At 71.0% G+C, this 16,235-nt stretch carries 16 protein-coding genes; 6 read left to right on the forward strand and 10 right to left on the reverse strand.

Annotated elements, in window-relative coordinates:
• Positions 1 to 30 precede the first annotated feature (30 nt).
• From ABD466_RS18840 to ABD466_RS18855, 4 genes are all read right to left on the reverse strand, one after another.
• Positions 31 to 603: a dihydrofolate reductase family protein gene (locus ABD466_RS18840; protein WP_344658390.1), complete on the reverse strand. Its 573-nt coding sequence runs from the start codon at positions 601 to 603 to the stop codon at positions 31 to 33.
• A gap of 43 nt (positions 604 to 646) precedes the next feature.
• A complete protein-coding gene (locus tag ABD466_RS18845) occupies positions 647 to 1,384 on the reverse strand; it encodes an SRPBCC family protein (RefSeq protein WP_344658391.1) in 738 nt (245 codons plus the stop codon).
• The gene (locus ABD466_RS18850; RefSeq protein WP_344658457.1) at positions 1,381 to 2,052 is read right to left on the reverse strand and encodes an ArsR/SmtB family transcription factor; all 672 of its coding nucleotides are present in this window, start codon (positions 2,050 to 2,052) and stop codon (positions 1,381 to 1,383) included. The genes ABD466_RS18845 and ABD466_RS18850 overlap by 4 nt, the downstream gene beginning before the upstream one ends.
• A gap of 71 nt (positions 2,053 to 2,123) precedes the next feature.
• Positions 2,124 to 3,479: an aminotransferase-like domain-containing protein gene (locus ABD466_RS18855; protein WP_344658392.1), complete on the reverse strand. Its 1,356-nt coding sequence runs from the start codon at positions 3,477 to 3,479 to the stop codon at positions 2,124 to 2,126.
• Positions 3,480 to 3,541: 62 nt separating this feature from the next.
• Between ABD466_RS18855 and yczE the strand changes: the two genes are divergently transcribed.
• A complete protein-coding gene (gene yczE, locus ABD466_RS18860; RefSeq protein WP_344658393.1) occupies positions 3,542 to 4,168 on the forward strand; it encodes a membrane protein YczE in 627 nt (208 codons plus the stop codon).
• Here the strand turns inward: yczE and ABD466_RS18865 are convergent.
• The gene (locus tag ABD466_RS18865; RefSeq protein WP_344658394.1) at positions 4,140 to 4,526 is read right to left on the reverse strand and encodes a VOC family protein; all 387 of its coding nucleotides are present in this window, start codon (positions 4,524 to 4,526) and stop codon (positions 4,140 to 4,142) included. The genes yczE and ABD466_RS18865 overlap by 29 nt on opposite strands.
• A 90-nt stretch (positions 4,527 to 4,616) precedes the next feature.
• Between ABD466_RS18865 and ABD466_RS18870 the strand changes: the two genes are divergently transcribed.
• On the forward strand, positions 4,617 to 5,600 hold the full coding sequence (locus ABD466_RS18870) for a helix-turn-helix transcriptional regulator (RefSeq protein ID WP_344658395.1): 984 nt from the start codon (positions 4,617 to 4,619) through the stop codon (positions 5,598 to 5,600).
• Here ABD466_RS18870 and ABD466_RS18875 read toward each other — a convergent pair.
• Positions 5,583 to 6,137: a dihydrofolate reductase family protein gene (locus tag ABD466_RS18875; protein ID WP_344658458.1), complete on the reverse strand. Its 555-nt coding sequence runs from the start codon at positions 6,135 to 6,137 to the stop codon at positions 5,583 to 5,585. The genes ABD466_RS18870 and ABD466_RS18875 overlap by 18 nt on opposite strands.
• A gap of 158 nt (positions 6,138 to 6,295) precedes the next feature.
• Positions 6,296 to 7,312 (reverse strand): glycoside hydrolase family 113 protein, encoded by a 1,017-nt coding sequence (locus tag ABD466_RS18880; protein WP_344658459.1) that lies wholly within the window; start codon positions 7,310 to 7,312, stop codon positions 6,296 to 6,298.
• A gap of 136 nt (positions 7,313 to 7,448) precedes the next feature.
• On the opposite strand from ABD466_RS18880, the gene ABD466_RS18885 reads away from it, so the two are divergent.
• The 3 genes from ABD466_RS18885 to ABD466_RS18895 all read left to right on the forward strand — a co-directional run bounded on the left by ABD466_RS18885 (position 7,449) and on the right by ABD466_RS18895 (position 10,292).
• Positions 7,449 to 8,141 (forward strand): TetR/AcrR family transcriptional regulator, encoded by a 693-nt coding sequence (locus ABD466_RS18885; protein ID WP_344658396.1) that lies wholly within the window; start codon positions 7,449 to 7,451, stop codon positions 8,139 to 8,141.
• Positions 8,142 to 8,347: 206 nt separating this feature from the next.
• Positions 8,348 to 9,058, forward strand: a complete 711-nt coding sequence (locus ABD466_RS18890; protein WP_344658397.1) for an alpha/beta fold hydrolase — start codon at positions 8,348 to 8,350, stop codon at positions 9,056 to 9,058.
• Between the two features lie 214 nt (positions 9,059 to 9,272).
• On the forward strand, positions 9,273 to 10,292 hold the full coding sequence (locus tag ABD466_RS18895) for an ABC transporter permease (RefSeq protein WP_344658398.1): 1,020 nt from the start codon (positions 9,273 to 9,275) through the stop codon (positions 10,290 to 10,292).
• A gap of 169 nt (positions 10,293 to 10,461) precedes the next feature.
• On the opposite strand, the gene ABD466_RS18900 is transcribed toward ABD466_RS18895, so the two are convergent.
• From ABD466_RS18900 to ABD466_RS18910, 3 genes are all read right to left on the reverse strand, one after another.
• A complete protein-coding gene (locus ABD466_RS18900) occupies positions 10,462 to 12,384 on the reverse strand; it encodes a CRISPR-associated endonuclease Cas3'' (RefSeq protein ID WP_344658399.1) in 1,923 nt (640 codons plus the stop codon).
• A gap of 225 nt (positions 12,385 to 12,609) precedes the next feature.
• Complete coding sequence (locus ABD466_RS18905) at positions 12,610 to 13,725, reverse strand: C40 family peptidase (RefSeq protein ID WP_344658400.1); 1,116 nt, start codon at positions 13,723 to 13,725, stop codon at positions 12,610 to 12,612.
• A gap of 217 nt (positions 13,726 to 13,942) precedes the next feature.
• Positions 13,943 to 15,271 carry an NYN domain-containing protein gene (locus ABD466_RS18910; RefSeq protein ID WP_344658401.1) on the reverse strand — a complete coding sequence of 443 codons (1,329 nt, stop codon included), beginning with the start codon at positions 15,269 to 15,271 and terminating at the stop codon, positions 13,943 to 13,945.
• 170 nt (positions 15,272 to 15,441) lie between these two features.
• Here ABD466_RS18910 and ABD466_RS18915 point away from each other — a divergent pair, with 170 nt between their 5' ends.
• Complete coding sequence (locus ABD466_RS18915) at positions 15,442 to 16,224, forward strand: rhomboid family intramembrane serine protease (RefSeq protein ID WP_344658402.1); 783 nt, start codon at positions 15,442 to 15,444, stop codon at positions 16,222 to 16,224.
• Positions 16,225 to 16,235 lie beyond the last annotated feature (11 nt).

Here is a 16,235-nt window from a genome sequence, read left to right on the forward strand (position 1 = left end):
CGGCGTCACGACGATCGGTCCCGGCGGGCTTCACCGCACGACGTCGAACACGTTCTTCTGGATCCCGTTGCTGTAGGCCTGGGACTCGACCAGCTTCAGCTTCCGCGCGTCCATGTCCGCGGTGCCGAACAGCCGGCGGCCGGCGCCCAGGAGCAGCGGGAAGACCAGCAGGTGGTAGCGGTCGATCAGGTCGGCCTCTTCCAGAGCGTGGTTCAGGTCGATGCTGCCGTGCACGATGATCGGGCCGCCGTCGGTCTGCTTCAAGGCCGCGACATCGTCCAGCGACCGCAGAATCATCGTCTCGCCCCAGTTCGAGACCAGCTGCTCCTCGGTGAGGGTGGTGGAGACGACGTACTTCGGCATCGACTTGTAGTCACTGAACTCCGCCATGTCCGGCCACACCGGGCTGAAGGCCTCGTAGCTCTTGCGGCCCATGAGGATCGCCGTGGCCTCCTTCTGCTCGGCGCCCTTGAGCTCGTAGGCCTCGGGGACGAACTCCATGTTCTTGAAAGTCCAGCCGGCGTTGCGGTAACCGGCCTCGCCGCCCGGGGCCTCCGCGACGCCGTCGGCCGAGATGAAGGCGGTGCTGATCAGAGTACGCATTTTCTTATCCTCGGTTTCTGTATCGGTGGGAGTGAGTGCGGAGTCAGCCGAGAGCCTCGGACAGCCAGCGCTGCCAGGCCCCCTCGGCCGCGTCGGTGTTCGGCCCGAACAGGTGGTGGAACATCACCGCCACCCCGCCGCCGTGGTGGAACGTGTAAAGCGCGTCATCGGTGCGGAGCTCGAAGCGCTCGTCGTCCGCCCAGACCACCTCGCCGTCGACCACCGGCAGCCCGGACGGGCCGCCGTTCGCCTGATCGCCCACGGAGACCAGGGCCGGGAGTTCCAGCGCCGCCGCCAGGAGGGAGCGGATCTGCTGCGCGCTGCGCCCCGCGGCCGGGACGAAGCCGAACACGGGGACCGCGACGCGGCCGGGGAAGTGCTCCAGGTACTCCCGCAGGGTGTTGAGATGGAACGGCCACCCGCGGCGCAGCGCGTCGTACTCGTCCTGCCAGTCGTCGCCGAGCATGCCGCTGTGCACGACACGCAGGACGGTGCCGCCGCCGTCCCGGCCCTCCAGCAGGTACTCGAAGGCCATGAACCGGCCGTCGTCGGCGGTCGGCATCCGCGTCGCCAGGCGCCGGCCGGGCTCGTAGGCGGTGATGAGCGCCTCCTCCCGGCGCCCGCCGGTGTCCATGGCGGCGGTGCCGCCCACGCGGGGCTCCACCTCGTTGCGCCCCATGAACCACGAGTCGATCCCGGGCCCGGTGGCGATCGCCTCCCAGACGCGCTCCGGGTCGGCGGGCAGCGCCACCTCGACCTCGATCTCGAACGGATGCGTCATCGCTGATCCTCCTGTCCAGCTTCAGGGTCGGACTCCGGGGCGGTCCCAGCCATCGGCGGTGGGCCGGCCGGGGCGGCCGTCATGCCGCCGTCGCCCGGCACCTGATGCAGCCCGACCACCAGCCGGTGCGTCCGGCCGCCCGCCGCGGCCTCGTCGTGATAGCGCCCGACGAGGCCGGCCACCGCCTGCGTCAGCTCCTCGACGAACGCCGCCCGGTCCGCCGCGGACGCGAACCGCACCCGCGCGTCGATCCCGAACGTCGCCACCCGCCGCTGTGCCCGCGTCGCGCCGGTCAGCAGGGACCCGACCTCCTGCACCAGCCGCGCGCCCAGCGCCAGCAGCCACCGGGCGGACAGCTGGTCCGGAGCCCGCGACGGGTCCGGGCTGACGGCCGCCAGCGCACTCGGCGAGATGACGTAGGACTCGGCGGTGGCCTGGTACACCCGCTCGGTGACGTTGCCCTTCCGCCGCTCCTCGACGAACTCGACCAGTCCGTGCCGCTCCAGTTCCTTCAGGTGGTAGTTCACCTTCTGGCGCGGAAGCCCGATGCGCGCGGCCAGCATGGCGGCCGAACCCGGCTCGGCCAGCGCGGCCAGGATCCGGGACCGGATCGGGTCCAGGGAGGCCTCGGCCGCGGCGGGCTCTTCGATGACGGCGACGTCCAACATGGTGCCCAGCCTGCCGCCGACAATCATTCTTGTCAAGACAAAATTTTTTGTCGGTGCCGGGATGCGGTGGCTCAGGCGACGCCGCGCAGCGTCTCGGCGACCCGGTCCAGCACCTCGACCGGCGGAGTGAACGGCACCCGCAGGAACCGGGCCAGCGTCGCGTCCGCGGCGAACCGGGAGCCGGGGCTGAAGCGGAGTCCGGCGCTCTCCGCCCGGGCGACGAGCTGGTCCGCACGCCCGGCGGTCAGGCGGAGCCAGAGCGAGAGGCCGCCGTCCGGAACGGTGAAGTGCCAGCGCGGGTCGCCGGCCAGCAGGGTACTGAGATGGTCGCGCTGGGCCCGGAGGCGCGCCAGGCGCGATCGGAGCCGGTCCTCGTTGCCGGCCAACAGCTCGGCCGCGACCAGTTGCTGGATCGGAGCGGCCGAGAGCGAGGCGCTCAGCGGGGCCGACTGCAGCGCCGTGATCATGTCGGCCGAGGCCCGGATCCAGCCCACCCGGAGGCCGGCCCACACCGTCTTGCTGGTGGATCCGACCAGCACGGCGCCGCGGATCCTCGGCGACGGGCCGGGATCCGCGCGCAGGTCGAGGTCGCGCATGGTCTCGTCCGCGATCACCGTCACGGAGTGGCGCGCGGCGAGGTCGGCGACGCGGCGCCGGGTGGCCCCGTCCATCAGGGCGCCGGTCGGATTGTGGAAGTCAGGGGTCAGATACGCGATGCCGCCGCGCGCCGCGCTGAACGCCTCCGCCAGCTGGTCGAGGTCCCAGCCCGCGGTCGTGACGCCGAAGCCGCTCAGCCGGGCACCGGTGTCGCGGAGCAGGTCCAGGCCGCCGTGGTAGGTGGGGACCTCCACCGCCGCGCTCCGGGGCCGCAGGTACGCGCACAGCAGCGCGAAGGCCGCGCGGGCACCGGTGGTCACGAAGATGTTCTCGGGCCGCGTGGCCAGACCGGTGCGGGTGTGGTCGCGGGCGATGAGCTCGCGCAGCTCCGGCAGGCCGGGCCCGGGGACGCCGTCCTCCGCCAGCAGCCGTCCCGAGCGGGTGATCGCGCTCGTCATCGCGGCCTGATACGCCTCGGCCGGGGCCGCGGGCACCGCGCGGCGCAGGTCGACGACGCCGTCCTCGCCGGTGGCGGCGCGCGGCGCGAGCCGCTCGGCGGCGGAGGGCGCCAGGCGCAGGACGCTGGCGCTGCCGTGGCGGGTGACGACCCAGCCCTCGGCGCGCAGCGTGTCCAGCGCGGCGACCACGGTGCCGCGGCTGAGGCCGAGCGCGGCGGCGAGGCGGCGTTCGGCGGGCAGCGCGTCGCCGGGACGCAGGCGGCCGTCGAGGACCCCGTCCCGAATGGCGCCGACGAGCGCGGTGGTCAGGGGGACGCCGGCACCCCGCCAGCCCGCGAGCGCTCTGGCGATCTGCCCTTCGGTGACTCTCACCGGTCCACTTTCCCATGATTGGATCAGGTGCGGGCCGGTCCACGACTCCTACGGTGGCGCAGGTGAGCCACAAGCCCCTGCCTCCGATCACCTTCGTCCCGGTCCGCGAACGTCCGGCCCGCCGCCTTACCCAACTGTTCGCCGGGCTGGCGCTGTACGGGTTCAGCCTGTCCCTGATGGTCCGCGCCGCACTGGGCGTCAACCCGTGGAGCGTGCTCTACGAAGGGCTGGAGAAGCACACGCCGCTGAGCTTCGGGACCATCAGCGGCGTCATCGGCGCCGCGGTGCTGCTGGCGTGGATCCCGCTGAGGCAGAGGCCGACGTTCGGGACGTTCGCGAACATCCTGGTGCTGGCCTTCGCCTCCGACGCCGGCCTGGCCCTGATCCCCGTCCCCGCGACACTCGCCGTCCGCGCCGCGCTCCTCCTCGGCGGCGTCCTGCTCAACGGCTTCTCAGTGGCCGTCTACGTCGGAGCCCGCCTCGGCCCGGGCCCCCGCGACGGCATCATGACCGGCACCGCCGCCCGCACCGGCCGCTCGATCCGCTCCATTCGCACCACGATGGAGCTCTGCGTGCTGGCCGCCGGCTGGCTGCTCGGTGGAGGCGTCGGCGTGGGAACGGTGATGTACTCGCTGGCCGTGGGGCCGATCACGCAGTTCTTCATGCCGCGGTTCGCCTACCGGGGGTGAAGAAGTTCACCAGGTTCCCGTCGGGGTCGCGGACCAGCAGCGAGCGGTTGCCCCAGGGCATGGTCTTCGGTCCGGCCACGACGTCGGTGAACCAGCCGCCGAGCTCTTCCCAGAGGGCGTCCACGTCGTCGACGAGGAACTCGACGATGACACTGCGGTTCGCGGCGGGGGCGGCGCTGCCCGGCGCGAAGAGCGGGACGGTGCGGGTGCTGCCGACGGCGAGAGTGACGCCGTTGGGGGTGGTGAGCTCGGCGAAGTCGGGGGTGGACCATGCCGCGGGGGTGGCGGTGGCCTTCTCGTAGAAGGCGACCAGGCGGTTGATGTCCGCGGTGATGATGCGGGTCGAGGCGAAGTTCATGGCGTTCTCCTTCAGAGACTCGGTCGGTACTTCGCAGCGTAAAGCCGATACCGGACAGAATCGGTCCGGTATTCGCGCTAGGTTGGTGGAGTGAACCGTCCGACCGGCCGCGTGCTGACCCTGCTGGAGCTCCTGCAGTCCGGAGGCGTGCGCACCGCGGCCGAGCTGGCCGACCGGTTGGACGTCGACGTCCGGACCGTGCGCCGGTACGTGGAGCACCTGCTCGACCTCGGCATCCCGGTGGAGTCCGTCCGCGGCCGCTACGGCGGCTACCGCCTGTCTCGCGGCTTCCGGCTGCCGCCGCTGATGTTGGGCGACGACGAGGCGCTGGCGGTCCTGCTCGGCCTGCTCGCCGGACAGCGCGGAGGGCTGACGGCGGCCCTCGGCGTGGCGGGCGAGACGGCGACCGCCAAGATCCGCCGCGTGCTGCCGAGCCGTCTGGACGACCGGCTCCAGGCCGTGCTCGACTCCGTCGTGTTCACCGGCGCACCCGACCGGGCCGGCCGAGCCGCCGCCCCGGACCCCACCGTGCTGCTCGTCGTCGCCGACGCCGTCGCCCACCACCGGCCGGTCACCATCGCCTACACTGACCGCGACGGCTCCCGCACCGACCGGACTCTGCACCCGTACGGCATCGTGAGCCACGAGGAGCGGTGGTATGTCAGGGGCCTGGATCCCGCCCTGAACGAGGAGCGCACCTTCCGCCTCGACCGCATCACCGACGCCCGCACGCAGCCGGGCGGCTTCGTGCCACCCGCCGGCTACGACGCGGCCCAGAGCGTTCTGACGGGCTTCGCCGCAGCGGACTACCGCTACGAGGTGACGGTGCGCGTGCAGGGGTCAGCCGAGCAGATTCGCACCCGCTTCCCGGCCAGCGTCGCGACCATCGAGCCGTCCGCACCCGAGGCCACGCCCCCGTGGCACCGTCTGCACATCCGGGCCGAACGGCTCGAATGGCTCCCGCCGACCCTCGCCGCCCTGGATCTCCCGTTCGTGATCGAGGGCCCCGCCGAGCTTCGAGACCTGGTCGTCGCGTTCGCGGAACGTCTCGCGTCGCTAGCGAGGGCTCCGTAGGTAGCGCTCGTAGACCACGCTCGAGCCGAACGTCCTGGTCTCGGCGAGTTCCAGCTGAACCTGCTCGGCAACCGGCGGAAGGAACGGCGTACCACCCCCGACGACCACCGGGTAGCGGAACATACGCAGCTCGTCGACGAGGCCGGCCTCGAAAGCCACGGCGGCCAGCCCTGCCCCGCCGATCGAGACGTCCTTGTCGGTCGCGTCGAGCGCCGCGGCGATCTCCTCAGCCACCGACGCCTCAGCAAGCCGCGCGTTGCCCTGTACGCTGCCGAGCGTACGGCTGAAGACGACCTTCGGGAGGGCACTCCAGACGTCGGCGAACTCAGCCCTGGACTCGCTGTCGCGCAGGGACGGATCCGTCTCCCACACCAGCATGGTCTCGTAGAGCCTGCGGCCCAACAGATACCCGCCGAGCGCGCTCACCTGCTCGAGGTGGAAGCGAAACAGCTCCTCGCTGAGGCCCGTCCACGCGAACCCACCGTCGCGGTCGGCGATGAAGCCGTCCACTGAGACACTCATCGAGTAGATCAGCATGGCTTCGATCCCATCACATCTTGGCCGTCCCTGGTGGAGCCCCGCCGTTTCGGCCGGCTGAGTCACTGCAGGAGTACGGTGTTTACTCTGCGCAGCACTCTGACTACCGCGTCGAAGTAGCCTCCCGTAGTGCTTCTGAACTCCGCCCACAGATTTCCTCAGCGCTGCCTGCGGTACTGCTCCGCCACCGCGGCGAAGGCCGCCTTGGGTTCCCACTCCATGTCGGGGTAGGTCTGTCCCCTGCGCCGTTCGAGGAGCTTGACGATGCCGAGGCTGGCGCGGTCCAGGTCGTGCCGGGGGTCGCCGTCGGGGCGGTGCGGGTAGCCGGGGAGCGCGAACAGGTACACGAATGCGCTGTCTGCGCCTTCTGTATCGAAGATTTCCAGTAGTTCGCTCAGGTACGCGGCTTGGCCGGCTTCGTCGCGCTCGTATATGCCGTCCAACCGGACCGGGGCTTTGGTCTGCGGGTCATGCTCGACCACCTCCAGGACTCGTCCGCCCCGGTCACCCGCGCCGCGGTAGGCCGCGGTGCCGAATCCGGTGAAGGCGAGGGGCTTCGGGCCTTGGGCCAGGGTACGGACGGCGTCGCGGAACCGGTCGGCGACCTCAGCGGAGCGGATCAGCTCGTAGGTCGCGAAGTCGAAGGGCGTCCAGTCGATCTGCTCGAACTGGATGGACGAATAGGTCACTTTTCCTCCGAAGCGTTCGCGGACTGCCGCCACGGCGTCGCGGAGGAACGCGTTGATACGCACGGCGAGGTCGCGGACCGCTTCGGCACGCAGTTCGGGCCGGTCCAGAAGGGCGGCGACCCGCTCCTCGGGGCTGGCACCGGGCAGGAATCCACGGCTCATCACGCTCAGCTCGACGCCGGTGACGAGCACGACCTCGGCACCGCGGCGCCGGAGCCGCTCGGCTCGCTCGGCGCAGTCGCTCAGCAGCGCGAGGATCTGCTGCGGGTCCAGCTCCAGCGGATAGGGCGAGAACCAGACCTCCAGGCCGAGGTCGGCGGCGGCGCTCGCAGCCGTCTCCAAGCGGTCCGGGTCGCCGCCGATGATCTGTACGGCGTTGCAGTGCAGGTCGTCGCGGATGATCTCAAGCTCCCGCCGCACCACGTCGGGCTCGAAGTGCTCGCGGGACATCCGGCCGTCCACGACGAATCCGGTGTCGTAGGTCATTCCTCGGGCTCGCATGACGCGCGCTCCCTTCCGTTGGCGTCTGGTCGGAGCCGAGCCTGACAGAAAAAATGCGTGCACGCAATTTTGCGAGGACGCAAGTTTGCGGACGCGCAGTTCACCATGGAAGCCTGGCAACATGGCGACTCCACCGCCGGGACTCCGGGAGCGTAAGAAGCAGGCCACACGCGAGGCGCTGCGCGAGGCAGCCCTGCGGCTGGCTATTGAGCGCGGCCCGGACCGAGTGCGGATCGAGGAGATCGCCGAGGCGGCCGGGGTCTCGCCGCGCACCTACAACAACTACTTCGCCAGCCGAGAACAGGCGATCGTCGCCGCGATCACCGCGGACCGTCAGACCCGGATCGCAGAGGCGGTGGCGGCCCGGCCCGCCGGAACACGACTGGCCGACGCCGTCACCGAGGCGGTGGTCGAGCAATACACGGATACCGGCGAGCATGCACAGGAGACTCTCCTGCTGATCACCGCCAAGACCGCATTGCGCGACGCCTTCCTCGACGCCACCGCCGACATCGAGCAGCCGCTCACGGCGATCATCGCCGAACGTCTCGACGGTGCCGATCCGCACACCGCCCCCGTCCTCGCCGCGAGCGTGGCAGCAGCGGTGCGCATCGCCCTGCAAGGCTGGCTTCAGCCAAGCGGGACCACCGCGAACGTCAGCGAAGTCGGCGCCGCGGGGCTGGTCGTACCCTCCGGCTCGCTGCCCGACCTGCTCCGCGCGACACTGGCTCCTCTGTCACCCGCCTTCGACGCCGCCGAGGGCTTCCAAGAGCCGTCCGCCGAGACCGTCGCACCCTCAGACCAATCGAACTAGCAGGCAACCGGGTAACCATCCACTCGGCTGGACTCCCATCGACGCGACGGCATCATGACCGTCGATTACGAGCAGACGGACGGTGTTCCTTCGAGATCCCGCACAACAGAATCAGGGCAGGCCACGGCGCCAGTCGGAACAAATTCGTATATTGGTTCGTGGCGACTCGGAGCTGGACAGCCTACTGGACGGGGACGGATGTGAGTGTGATCGACAAGGGGGCTCTTGCGGTATCGCAGGAGGTGATCAGCTACCTCGACGCAGCGCCAGAGCAGGCAGCCGCGAGAGAGGAACACGTCGTCATTCTGCCCGGATCCGGGTGCACCAAGAGCATGAACCAAGCGTTCGCGAAGGACTTCGCAGACCTCGGGCACCGGGCACTGTGCCTTGATTTCTCCGGCCATGGCGAGAGTTCAGGCGACTTCGCCGACCTGACCCTCGCTCGCCGCCGCGACCAGGCCGCCGCCTTGATCGAAGCCCGCGTACCAGCACAGCGTCCAGTGATCCTCGTGGGCTTCAGCATGAGCGGCCAGACCGCGGCCGACCTGATCGAGATACTCGGCGAGCGCGTTACCGGCATCGCCCTCGGCGCACCCGCCATCTACCCGGGCGCGCTGCGGGAGGTGCCCTTCGGCGATCCGTCCTTCCTCCAACTCCTGTCCGATCCCCAGACCTGGACCGACAGCCCCGCCCTGGCGGCACTCAGCGCGTTCCGCGGGAAAGCACTCCTGCTCATACCCGAGCACGACGAGCAGGTGCCCGCGTCCATGACCGAACTGATCGAGCAGAGCATGCGGGCCAACCCCCGGTTCACTATGCAGGTCCTCCCAGGCGCCGACCACGGGCTCGACGAATGGTTTGGCCGTCACCCGACAGTCCGTCGAACTCTCATTACGACGCTCACGGCATCGCCGTAGGGCACACCGCCTTCTTCACGGCCGCTTCTCGATCCCGAGGTATCGGTCCCACCAACCTTGCGCAGGCGCAAGGCGCAGACTCCGTGGGAAAGCGCTCACCGGGCTTCGCGTGCGCGGACCGCATCATCCGAGCCGACCTCCTACGCTACGGTTGACTAGTGTTCTAGTTAACCGTAACAATCTATCGGACGCGATGGAAACCGGGGAGGGGTTCATGAGGGGTCTGATCTGGCTGACCTGGCGGCAGCACCGCTGGCCGATCCTCGCGAGCGCGGTGCTGACCGCCGGGCTCGCGACCTGGATGCTGGTGACCACCTCCCGGCTCCGGATCCTGGCCGACCAGTGTCCGGCGGCAAGCTGCGAGCACGGCGGCGTGGACAAGACGGCGTCCTTCGCCTCCTACCAGATGAACGTCGTGGCGTTCCTGCCGGTGCTGGTCGCCGTGTTCTGGGGCGTGCCGCTGCTGGCTCGCGAGTTCGAGCAGCGAACCCTGCCGCTGGCCTGGTCACAGGACGTGAGCCGGCAGAAGTGGCTGCTCGGTAAGAGCGCGATGCTGACCGTGCTGATCGCGGCCATGGCGGCGGTGCTCGCCGGAGTCGTCGCCCGCATGGCGCACGCCTACCACCTCTATACCGGCGACAGCCTGTTCGAGGGCTCGGCGTTCCAGGCCGGTGGCTGGCTGCCGCTGACCCTGGCGCCGGCCTGGCTGGCCTTCGGCATCGCGGCCGGCGCCGCGACACGCCGGGTGCTGCCGGGGATCGCGGTGGTCGGCGCCGCGTGGGTCGGTCGCATGAGCCTGATGCCCCACGTCCGCGAGGACGGCTTCATGGCGCCGGCGCAGTGGGACCGGCCGATCCGAAGCGACGACCTGCCGGGAGCGAAGCCGGGCGATCAAGGTGGTATCGCGCGGATCCCCGAGAACGGCATGAGCGTCAGCTCGCATCCGGAGATATTCGTCGATGCCCAGGGCAAGCACTACACCGGCCACGACATCGACCTGTGGTGCGGTACCGGCCCACAGAATGCGGCGCCCGGAAGCAAGATCGGGAAGGGTGGCGATTTCGCCGACTGCCTGAACGCGCACCACATCGTGGCCAAGGCGATCGAATATCAGCCCGCCAGCCGGATGGGCACGTTCCACCTGATGGAGAACGGCCTCAATCTCGGTCTGTTCGCCGCTTCGCTGCTGTTCGCGTGGTGGTGCGTACGCCGGGCTCGCACCACCACCGTGTGACTGACTCGCGACGCGGCTCGGGAGGCTGGATCGGAGCGTAGCCTCCGCATCGATTCGTCGTAAGCGACAGTCGGTGGAGGTTCCCGTTGAATCTTCGCGTCAATCCGGCCTGACCTGGTTCGCCGCGTCCAGTCCCCATCAGTTCTTCGCCTGATGTGTTCCACAGGTATTAGAGCGGAACCTCGACCGGCCCGTCGTGCCGCGCGCTGGATCGCCAGTCGGCTATGCGCACCAGAGCCTCGAGATACGCGAGTCGGAACGGACCGAGGTCGCTACGGTCGCGCAGAGCTCGTGCCTGCTCGGCCCATGCCCCTCCGGCTTCGGGGCGGAAGTCTGCGGTCTGCAGGGACTGGGCGGGGAAGGTTTCGCCGCTGGACAGCGTGAACGCCGGTGTCCGGTCTCCGTCGAGGACACCCAGGATCGCCGGCGCCTCGTCGGCTTCCGTGCGTACCGAGATGCGTACCTTGCCGTGGTGCGCGGCAACCAGATACGTCACGAGCCGGTGATCGGTGCGGTCACCGTGCCAGTGGTTCCCGTGCGCCAGCATCAGCGCGCTGACCAGCTCGTGCCGGAAGCCCGGCCGGCTGGAGCGGCCTGTGCTGTACGGGGCCTTGGACTTGGCCAGCAGGACATCCGGCGGGTCGCCGCCGCCGGAGCGCAGCATCTCCTGGAACACCTCGTGGCACTTGCCCAGGTCGTGGTAGCGGGCCGCCAGGATGACAGCCTCCTGCTGCGACTCGGGCAGGCCCGGCAGGGCGTCGACCAGTTTGCGCGCCTCGTCCTCGGTCTCCGTGAGGTGCTGGTCCAGGCTGACCCACTCGACGCAGGCGAACGCCGGCGGGTCCGGGGCCGGCACGAGCGTCGGGACCGGCACGGTGCCGTCCGGAGACCAGCCCTGGTCGGGGAGGTAGCCGCCGCATCGGGCGTCCAGCATGATCAGTACGCCGGGCTCCAGGTCCTCAGCCGTGGCACGGCGCCACAGGCCATCGCGGCGGTCGCGCAGCCAGGCCCGGCCGTCCAGCACTCGGCGCAGCTCGTCCAGCGGGACCGGGCACAGCTCGTCACTGCCCGGATCGGTCTCCTCCTCCGTCGGCTCGCCGGACTCCCAGGCACGCCAGGCGACCAGCGCCGTGCGGTCGGCGGGTTCACACACCCAGCTGCCGACATCCAGATCCGGCGGGTCGACAGCGGTGTCGAACAGCGCCAGCAGATCGGCCTCACCCCAGGTCCGGCCCGGCGCCTCGGAGTCATCATCGAGCTGCCGGACGCCCGAGTCCCCGGGCCTGAGCTCGGTGATCAGGGTGCGGGGCGAGAGGTTCATCCCCACTTCCAGCGCCCGCGTCCCGACGATGATCCGGTCGCGGTCCCGTTCGCCGAGCACGGCCAGTCGGTCGAGGCGGTCGGCCGAGCGGAAATAGGGGTGGATCAGCACGACGTCACGCTCGGGCGTGGCTGCGCGCAGCGCGACGTGAAGCGCCCGCGCCCGCGCCGCCGAGCCGAGGACCACAGCGGTCTGTGTCCCCACGACGTGGGCAGCCACGACGGTCTGAGCCAGGTAGCCGATGTCGGCGGCAGGAAGCAGCTTCCCGATGATCGTGTCGGTCGTGTCCTGCGCCGAGGACATCCACAGCGTCGCCGTCGGCGCGGACGTGCCCAGGGCATCGCGCATCCGCTGCATCAGGACACTCGTCGGCAACCCGGGGCCGAGCAGGTGCGCGGTATCGAAGACCCATTGCGCGTCGTTGTGGAGCAGGCCGTACGCCACCGGCGCCGTCCGCCGCGAATCGGCGAACCCACGCATCAGGGCCCTGCTGAGCAACAGATCGTGGGCGCCGACCAGAATCGCGGTCCGCTCCGGATGGCGCAGCCACCCGCTGTCCCGGACCGCGCCCGCGAGCAGATGCACCCCGACCTCGCCCGCACGCCCGAGACGGTCCAGCCACCCGCCGATCCGCGCGAAGACGTGCTCAGGAAGGCTGTGCGCCGGCAGCACGTACACCAGCCTGCGCGGCGTCGACTCCGGCGCGCAGACCAGGCGGCGAAAGAGCCAGGGCAACACAGCGGTGGCGGCGGTGTCTGCCCCGATCGGCATCCTGAGCTCTGCCGGAAGACCCTCGCCGGCGATGGTGGCCTGTATGGCAGCAGGAGCACGGCCGGTCGCTGTTTGGAAGAACTCTTCAAACCCGCCCGTCAACCCAGACTCCCTCCGCGGTCAAGGTCCGACCCTAGCGCGGAATCCAATGCAGCGCCCTGCGGCAGCAGACCATCGACCGGCTCGAAAGATTCAACGGGACCCCACAGCCGGCGACACCACCCCTCAGACCCGCACCACCATGTTCACCGGCATCGACATCAATGGGCTGATCCGCACTTGCGTCCCCGGATGCGGCGCGTGAATGATCTTCCCGTCGCCGACGTACATCCCGACGTGGTTCCGGCCGGAGTAATAGATCACCAGGTCGCCGGGCTGGATCTCCGACAGGGGTACCCGCTGCCCCGCTTCGGCCTGTTCCGACGACGTCCGCGGGAGTTCCACGCCGGCCTGGCGCCAGACGCGCTGGATCAGGCCGCTGCAGTCGAAGGCGTCCGGGCCTTCGGCGCCGAAGACGTACGGTTTGCCGAGGTCCGCGTACGCGGCCTCGATCGCGGCGCGGGCGCGGGCGTTGGCCGGTGGGGCCGGGTGGGCGAGGGTCTCGGGGTCGACCTGCTGGCCGGCGAAGCCGGTGCTGTCGGGGCCGAGGTCGGCGGCGGCCACGGCGCGGCGCTGGGGCGCGGTGAGGGTGCTCAGCAGGGTCTGGGCCTTGCGGAGCTGGTCGTTCACGGCTTGGCGGGACTGGGCCGCGGTGTCGCGGGTGCGGGCCAGGTCGGCGAGCTGGTCGGCGGCGGCGTGCTGGAGTTCCAGGAGGCGGCGCTGGCCTTCGACCGCTTCGGCGATCTTGCGGCGCTGCTCGTCGTTGAGGCGGGCGGCCATGGCGGCGTTGCCCAGGAAGGTGTCCGGCTGGTCGGCGAGCATCAGGGCCAGGCGTTGGTCGATGCCGCCGGAGCGGTACTGGTCGGCGGCGATGGCGCCGACGGCGGTGCGCTCGCGCTGGTAGTCGTCGCGGGCCTCGCGCAGGGCCGACTCGGAGCGCTGGACGGCGATCGTCAGGTGCGAGGCCTGCTCCTGGGCCGCGTCATAGGTCTGCGTCAGCTCGGAGGCCTGGCGGTACAGCGCGGCGATCTGGGCCTTGACGGACGCCGTCTGGCCCCCGGTGTCGGGGCCCGGCCCCGTGGTGCCCGGCGTCGGCGCGGCCGCGGCGGAGGCGACCAGGCCCGTGGCGGTGGCCACGGCCGTCAACGCCGCGGCGGCCGTGGTGCGGCCCCGGATCGGGAGCCGCGAAATCTTGTTCGGCAGGTGGGAGGAACGCGCCCTCCTCGTACTGTGATGCGCCATTCTGAAATGACCTCCGCATCCGGGCACACCCGGCGAAACCGGCAGAACAGCGCACGAACCTAGCCCGCGCGGGCCGGAGCGAGCAAGACCGGGACACTCGAATAGACGATTAAGTCAGAGAGCAGACAAGTCACCGCGGGGGCGACACCACGGCACCGCGCCACGCCATCTGCCAGCGCGCCTGGAGCCGCCCGGCCCCGCCCGGCCCCACCCCGCCCTACGACCGCGCCATCCGGTTCAGCAGCATCGAAGCCGGCACCGGCCGCGCCCCCGACCGCCGCACGCCCTCCGCGACCTCGCGGTCCGACGACACCACCACCACCGGCCGCCCGGCCGGCTCCGCCGCCACCAGCCGCCGGATCAGCTCGTCGGCGATCTCGCCCGGCGCGGAGAACAGCACCCGCACGCCTCGCGGCTGCGTCAGCCGCACCGGTCCGTCCAGCGCCGCCCCGTCGAAGACGCACGTCACCTCGGCGCCGGTCCGCGCGGCCAGCGCCGCCAGGCCGCCGACCAGGCGCACCCGCTGCTCGGCCAGGGACAGCGTCGGGTAGCCGGTCTTGGTGACGTTGTAGCCGTCCACCACCAGGTGCACCATCGGCAGCGTCAGCAGCTGGTCCAGCAGCGCCGGGTCGTCCTTCGCACGGCCCTGCATCGACATGTCCGCCGGTGCCACCGTGTCCGGCTCCGACGCCGTCACCGAGTCCGCGGGCCGCGCCTGGGTCGGCGGCAGCGCCAGCTCGCGCTCCAGCCCCTTCACGGAGCCCGCCAGCGTGTCCAGCAGCAGCCGCAGCCTCATGTCGCCCTCAGAGCGCCCGGAACGCGCCGAGCGGCGTGCGGTGTCCAGCGCCGTCTCCGCGGCCGTCAGCCGCGTCCGCAGCCGCCGTACCTCGGCCTCCGCGGCCGACGCCGCCGCCCTGGCCGCCGACCGCTCCGCCTCCAGCGTCGCCGCGCCGGCCCGCGCCGCCGCCTGCGCGCGGCGCATGTCGGCCTCCAGCTGCCGCACCTTGCGCCGCAGCTGGTCGCCCTCGCGCCGGGCCTCCTCCTGGGCGGCCCGCAGCGCGTCCGCGGCCTGGCGGGCCGTCTCCCGCAGCTCCGCGACCTCCGCGTTGAGCCGGGCCACCTCGCCCTCGGCGGCCTCGCCGGCCGCCGTCCGCGCGCCCTGCGACACCGCCTCCAGCGCGTCCTTGACGATCCCGGTCCAGCCGTGCGGCCGCAGCACGTAGGCGACCGCCGCGATCTCGTGCGGGTCGGCGGCCGCCGGGACGACACCGGCGAACAGGGACTCGGACAGGTCCGGGGACGCGTCCCGCACCCGCTCGGCGACCCGGGCCCGGAACGCCCCGTCGCTCTCCAGCGCGGCGGCCATCGGGATCGCGGCCGCCTTGGCCCGTTTGGCCGGGGCGAACTTGGCGAACGGCTTCAGCGGCACCGGGACCTCGGCCGCCGGCATCCGGCCCAGCGCCTCGGAGGCGATCTCGACGACGCGCTGGCGCACGGAGTCGGGCAGCACGATGGTGAGCCGTTCACCGCCTTCCGCTGCGCTCACCTGCCCCACTCCCTCGCCTGATACCTACCCCGCACACCGCATCCGATCCGCCGACCCTATCGGCCGAACCTCACACCGCGTCATCAAGGATCCTTCACTTCCTCAAAGGTAGGCCCTGAAGGCCGCGTTTCGGATCTCCCGCGCGCGCCGCGATGGGCCATGATGCAACAGTGGTGATCCCGATTCACGACAAGAACCCGGTCTCCCGGGCCCCCGTCGTCACCTACGGTCTGATCATCGCGAACGTCGCGGTGTTCCTCCTGGGTCCCATCGCCTTCGCCGGCCCCGACCCCGACGCCGCCCGCAAGGCCCGGGAGAACGCCTACCTGTACCACTACGGCGCCATCCCGTCCCAGCTCCTGGGCGGCCACGGCAGCGCGGTCTGGCCGGTCTTCACCGCGATGTTCGTGCACGCCGGCTGGATCCACCTGCTGGGCAACATGCTTTTCCTGTACGTGTTCGGCAACAACGTCGAGGACCGGTTCGGCCGGATCCACTACCTGGTCTTCTACCTCCTGGCCGGGGCCTTGAGCACCTACGCCTTCGCGTGGGCCAACCCGACCGCCGGCGGGCCGCTGGTGGGCGCCTCCGGGGCGATCGCGGCCGTCCTGGGCGCCTACGCCTACCTGTTCCCCCAGGCCCGCGTGACGCTGCTGCTGCCCTTCCTGTGGTTCCTGCCGCTGCGGGTGCCGGCGTGGCTGGTCCTCGGCTTCTGGTTCGTGATGCAGCTGCCGGAGTTCCAGCAGACGATCGGGGTCTCGAGCTCCAGCGACGTGGCGTACTACGCGCACGTCTCCGGCTTCGTGCTCGGCCTGCTCTACGCGGCGCTGGTGATCGGGCGCGGGCCGAGCGGACCGGTGCGCACCCGCGGGAGGGAGCCGGCGCCGCCTCCGCTGGCGCCGGATTACCGGACCGCCGATCCGGACGACCCGTACGGCCAATACCATCGCTAGACAGTCCCGCG

Origin of the sequence: Catenulispora subtropica (assembly GCF_039531675.1) — a bacterium.
Classification (GTDB): Bacteria; Actinomycetota; Actinomycetes; order Streptomycetales; family Catenulisporaceae; genus Catenulispora; species Catenulispora subtropica.

Bases quoted from the DNA above. Each gene is read 5' to 3' on its own strand.
- ABD466_RS18840 (WP_344658390.1), bottom strand. From the start codon at position 603: ATGCGTACTCTGATCAGCACCGCCTTCATCTCGGCCGACGGCGTCGCG.
- ABD466_RS18875 (WP_344658458.1), bottom strand. From the start codon at position 6,137: ATGCTGATCTACTCGATGAGTGTCTCAGTGGACGGCTTCATCGCCGAC.
- ABD466_RS18845 (WP_344658391.1), bottom strand. From the start codon at position 1,384: ATGACGCATCCGTTCGAGATCGAGGTCGAGGTGGCGCTGCCCGCCGAC.
- ABD466_RS18905 (WP_344658400.1), bottom strand. From the start codon at position 13,725: ATGGCGCATCACAGTACGAGGAGGGCGCGTTCCTCCCACCTGCCGAAC.
- ABD466_RS18900 (WP_344658399.1), bottom strand. From the start codon at position 12,384: ATGCCGATCGGGGCAGACACCGCCGCCACCGCTGTGTTGCCCTGGCTC.
- ABD466_RS18880 (WP_344658459.1), bottom strand. From the start codon at position 7,312: ATGACCTACGACACCGGATTCGTCGTGGACGGCCGGATGTCCCGCGAG.
- ABD466_RS18850 (WP_344658457.1), bottom strand. From the start codon at position 2,052: ATGTTGGACGTCGCCGTCATCGAAGAGCCCGCCGCGGCCGAGGCCTCC.
- ABD466_RS18895 (WP_344658398.1), top strand. From the start codon at position 9,273: ATGAGGGGTCTGATCTGGCTGACCTGGCGGCAGCACCGCTGGCCGATC.
- ABD466_RS18865 (WP_344658394.1), bottom strand. From the start codon at position 4,526: ATGAACTTCGCCTCGACCCGCATCATCACCGCGGACATCAACCGCCTG.
- ABD466_RS18885 (WP_344658396.1), top strand. From the start codon at position 7,449: ATGGCGACTCCACCGCCGGGACTCCGGGAGCGTAAGAAGCAGGCCACA.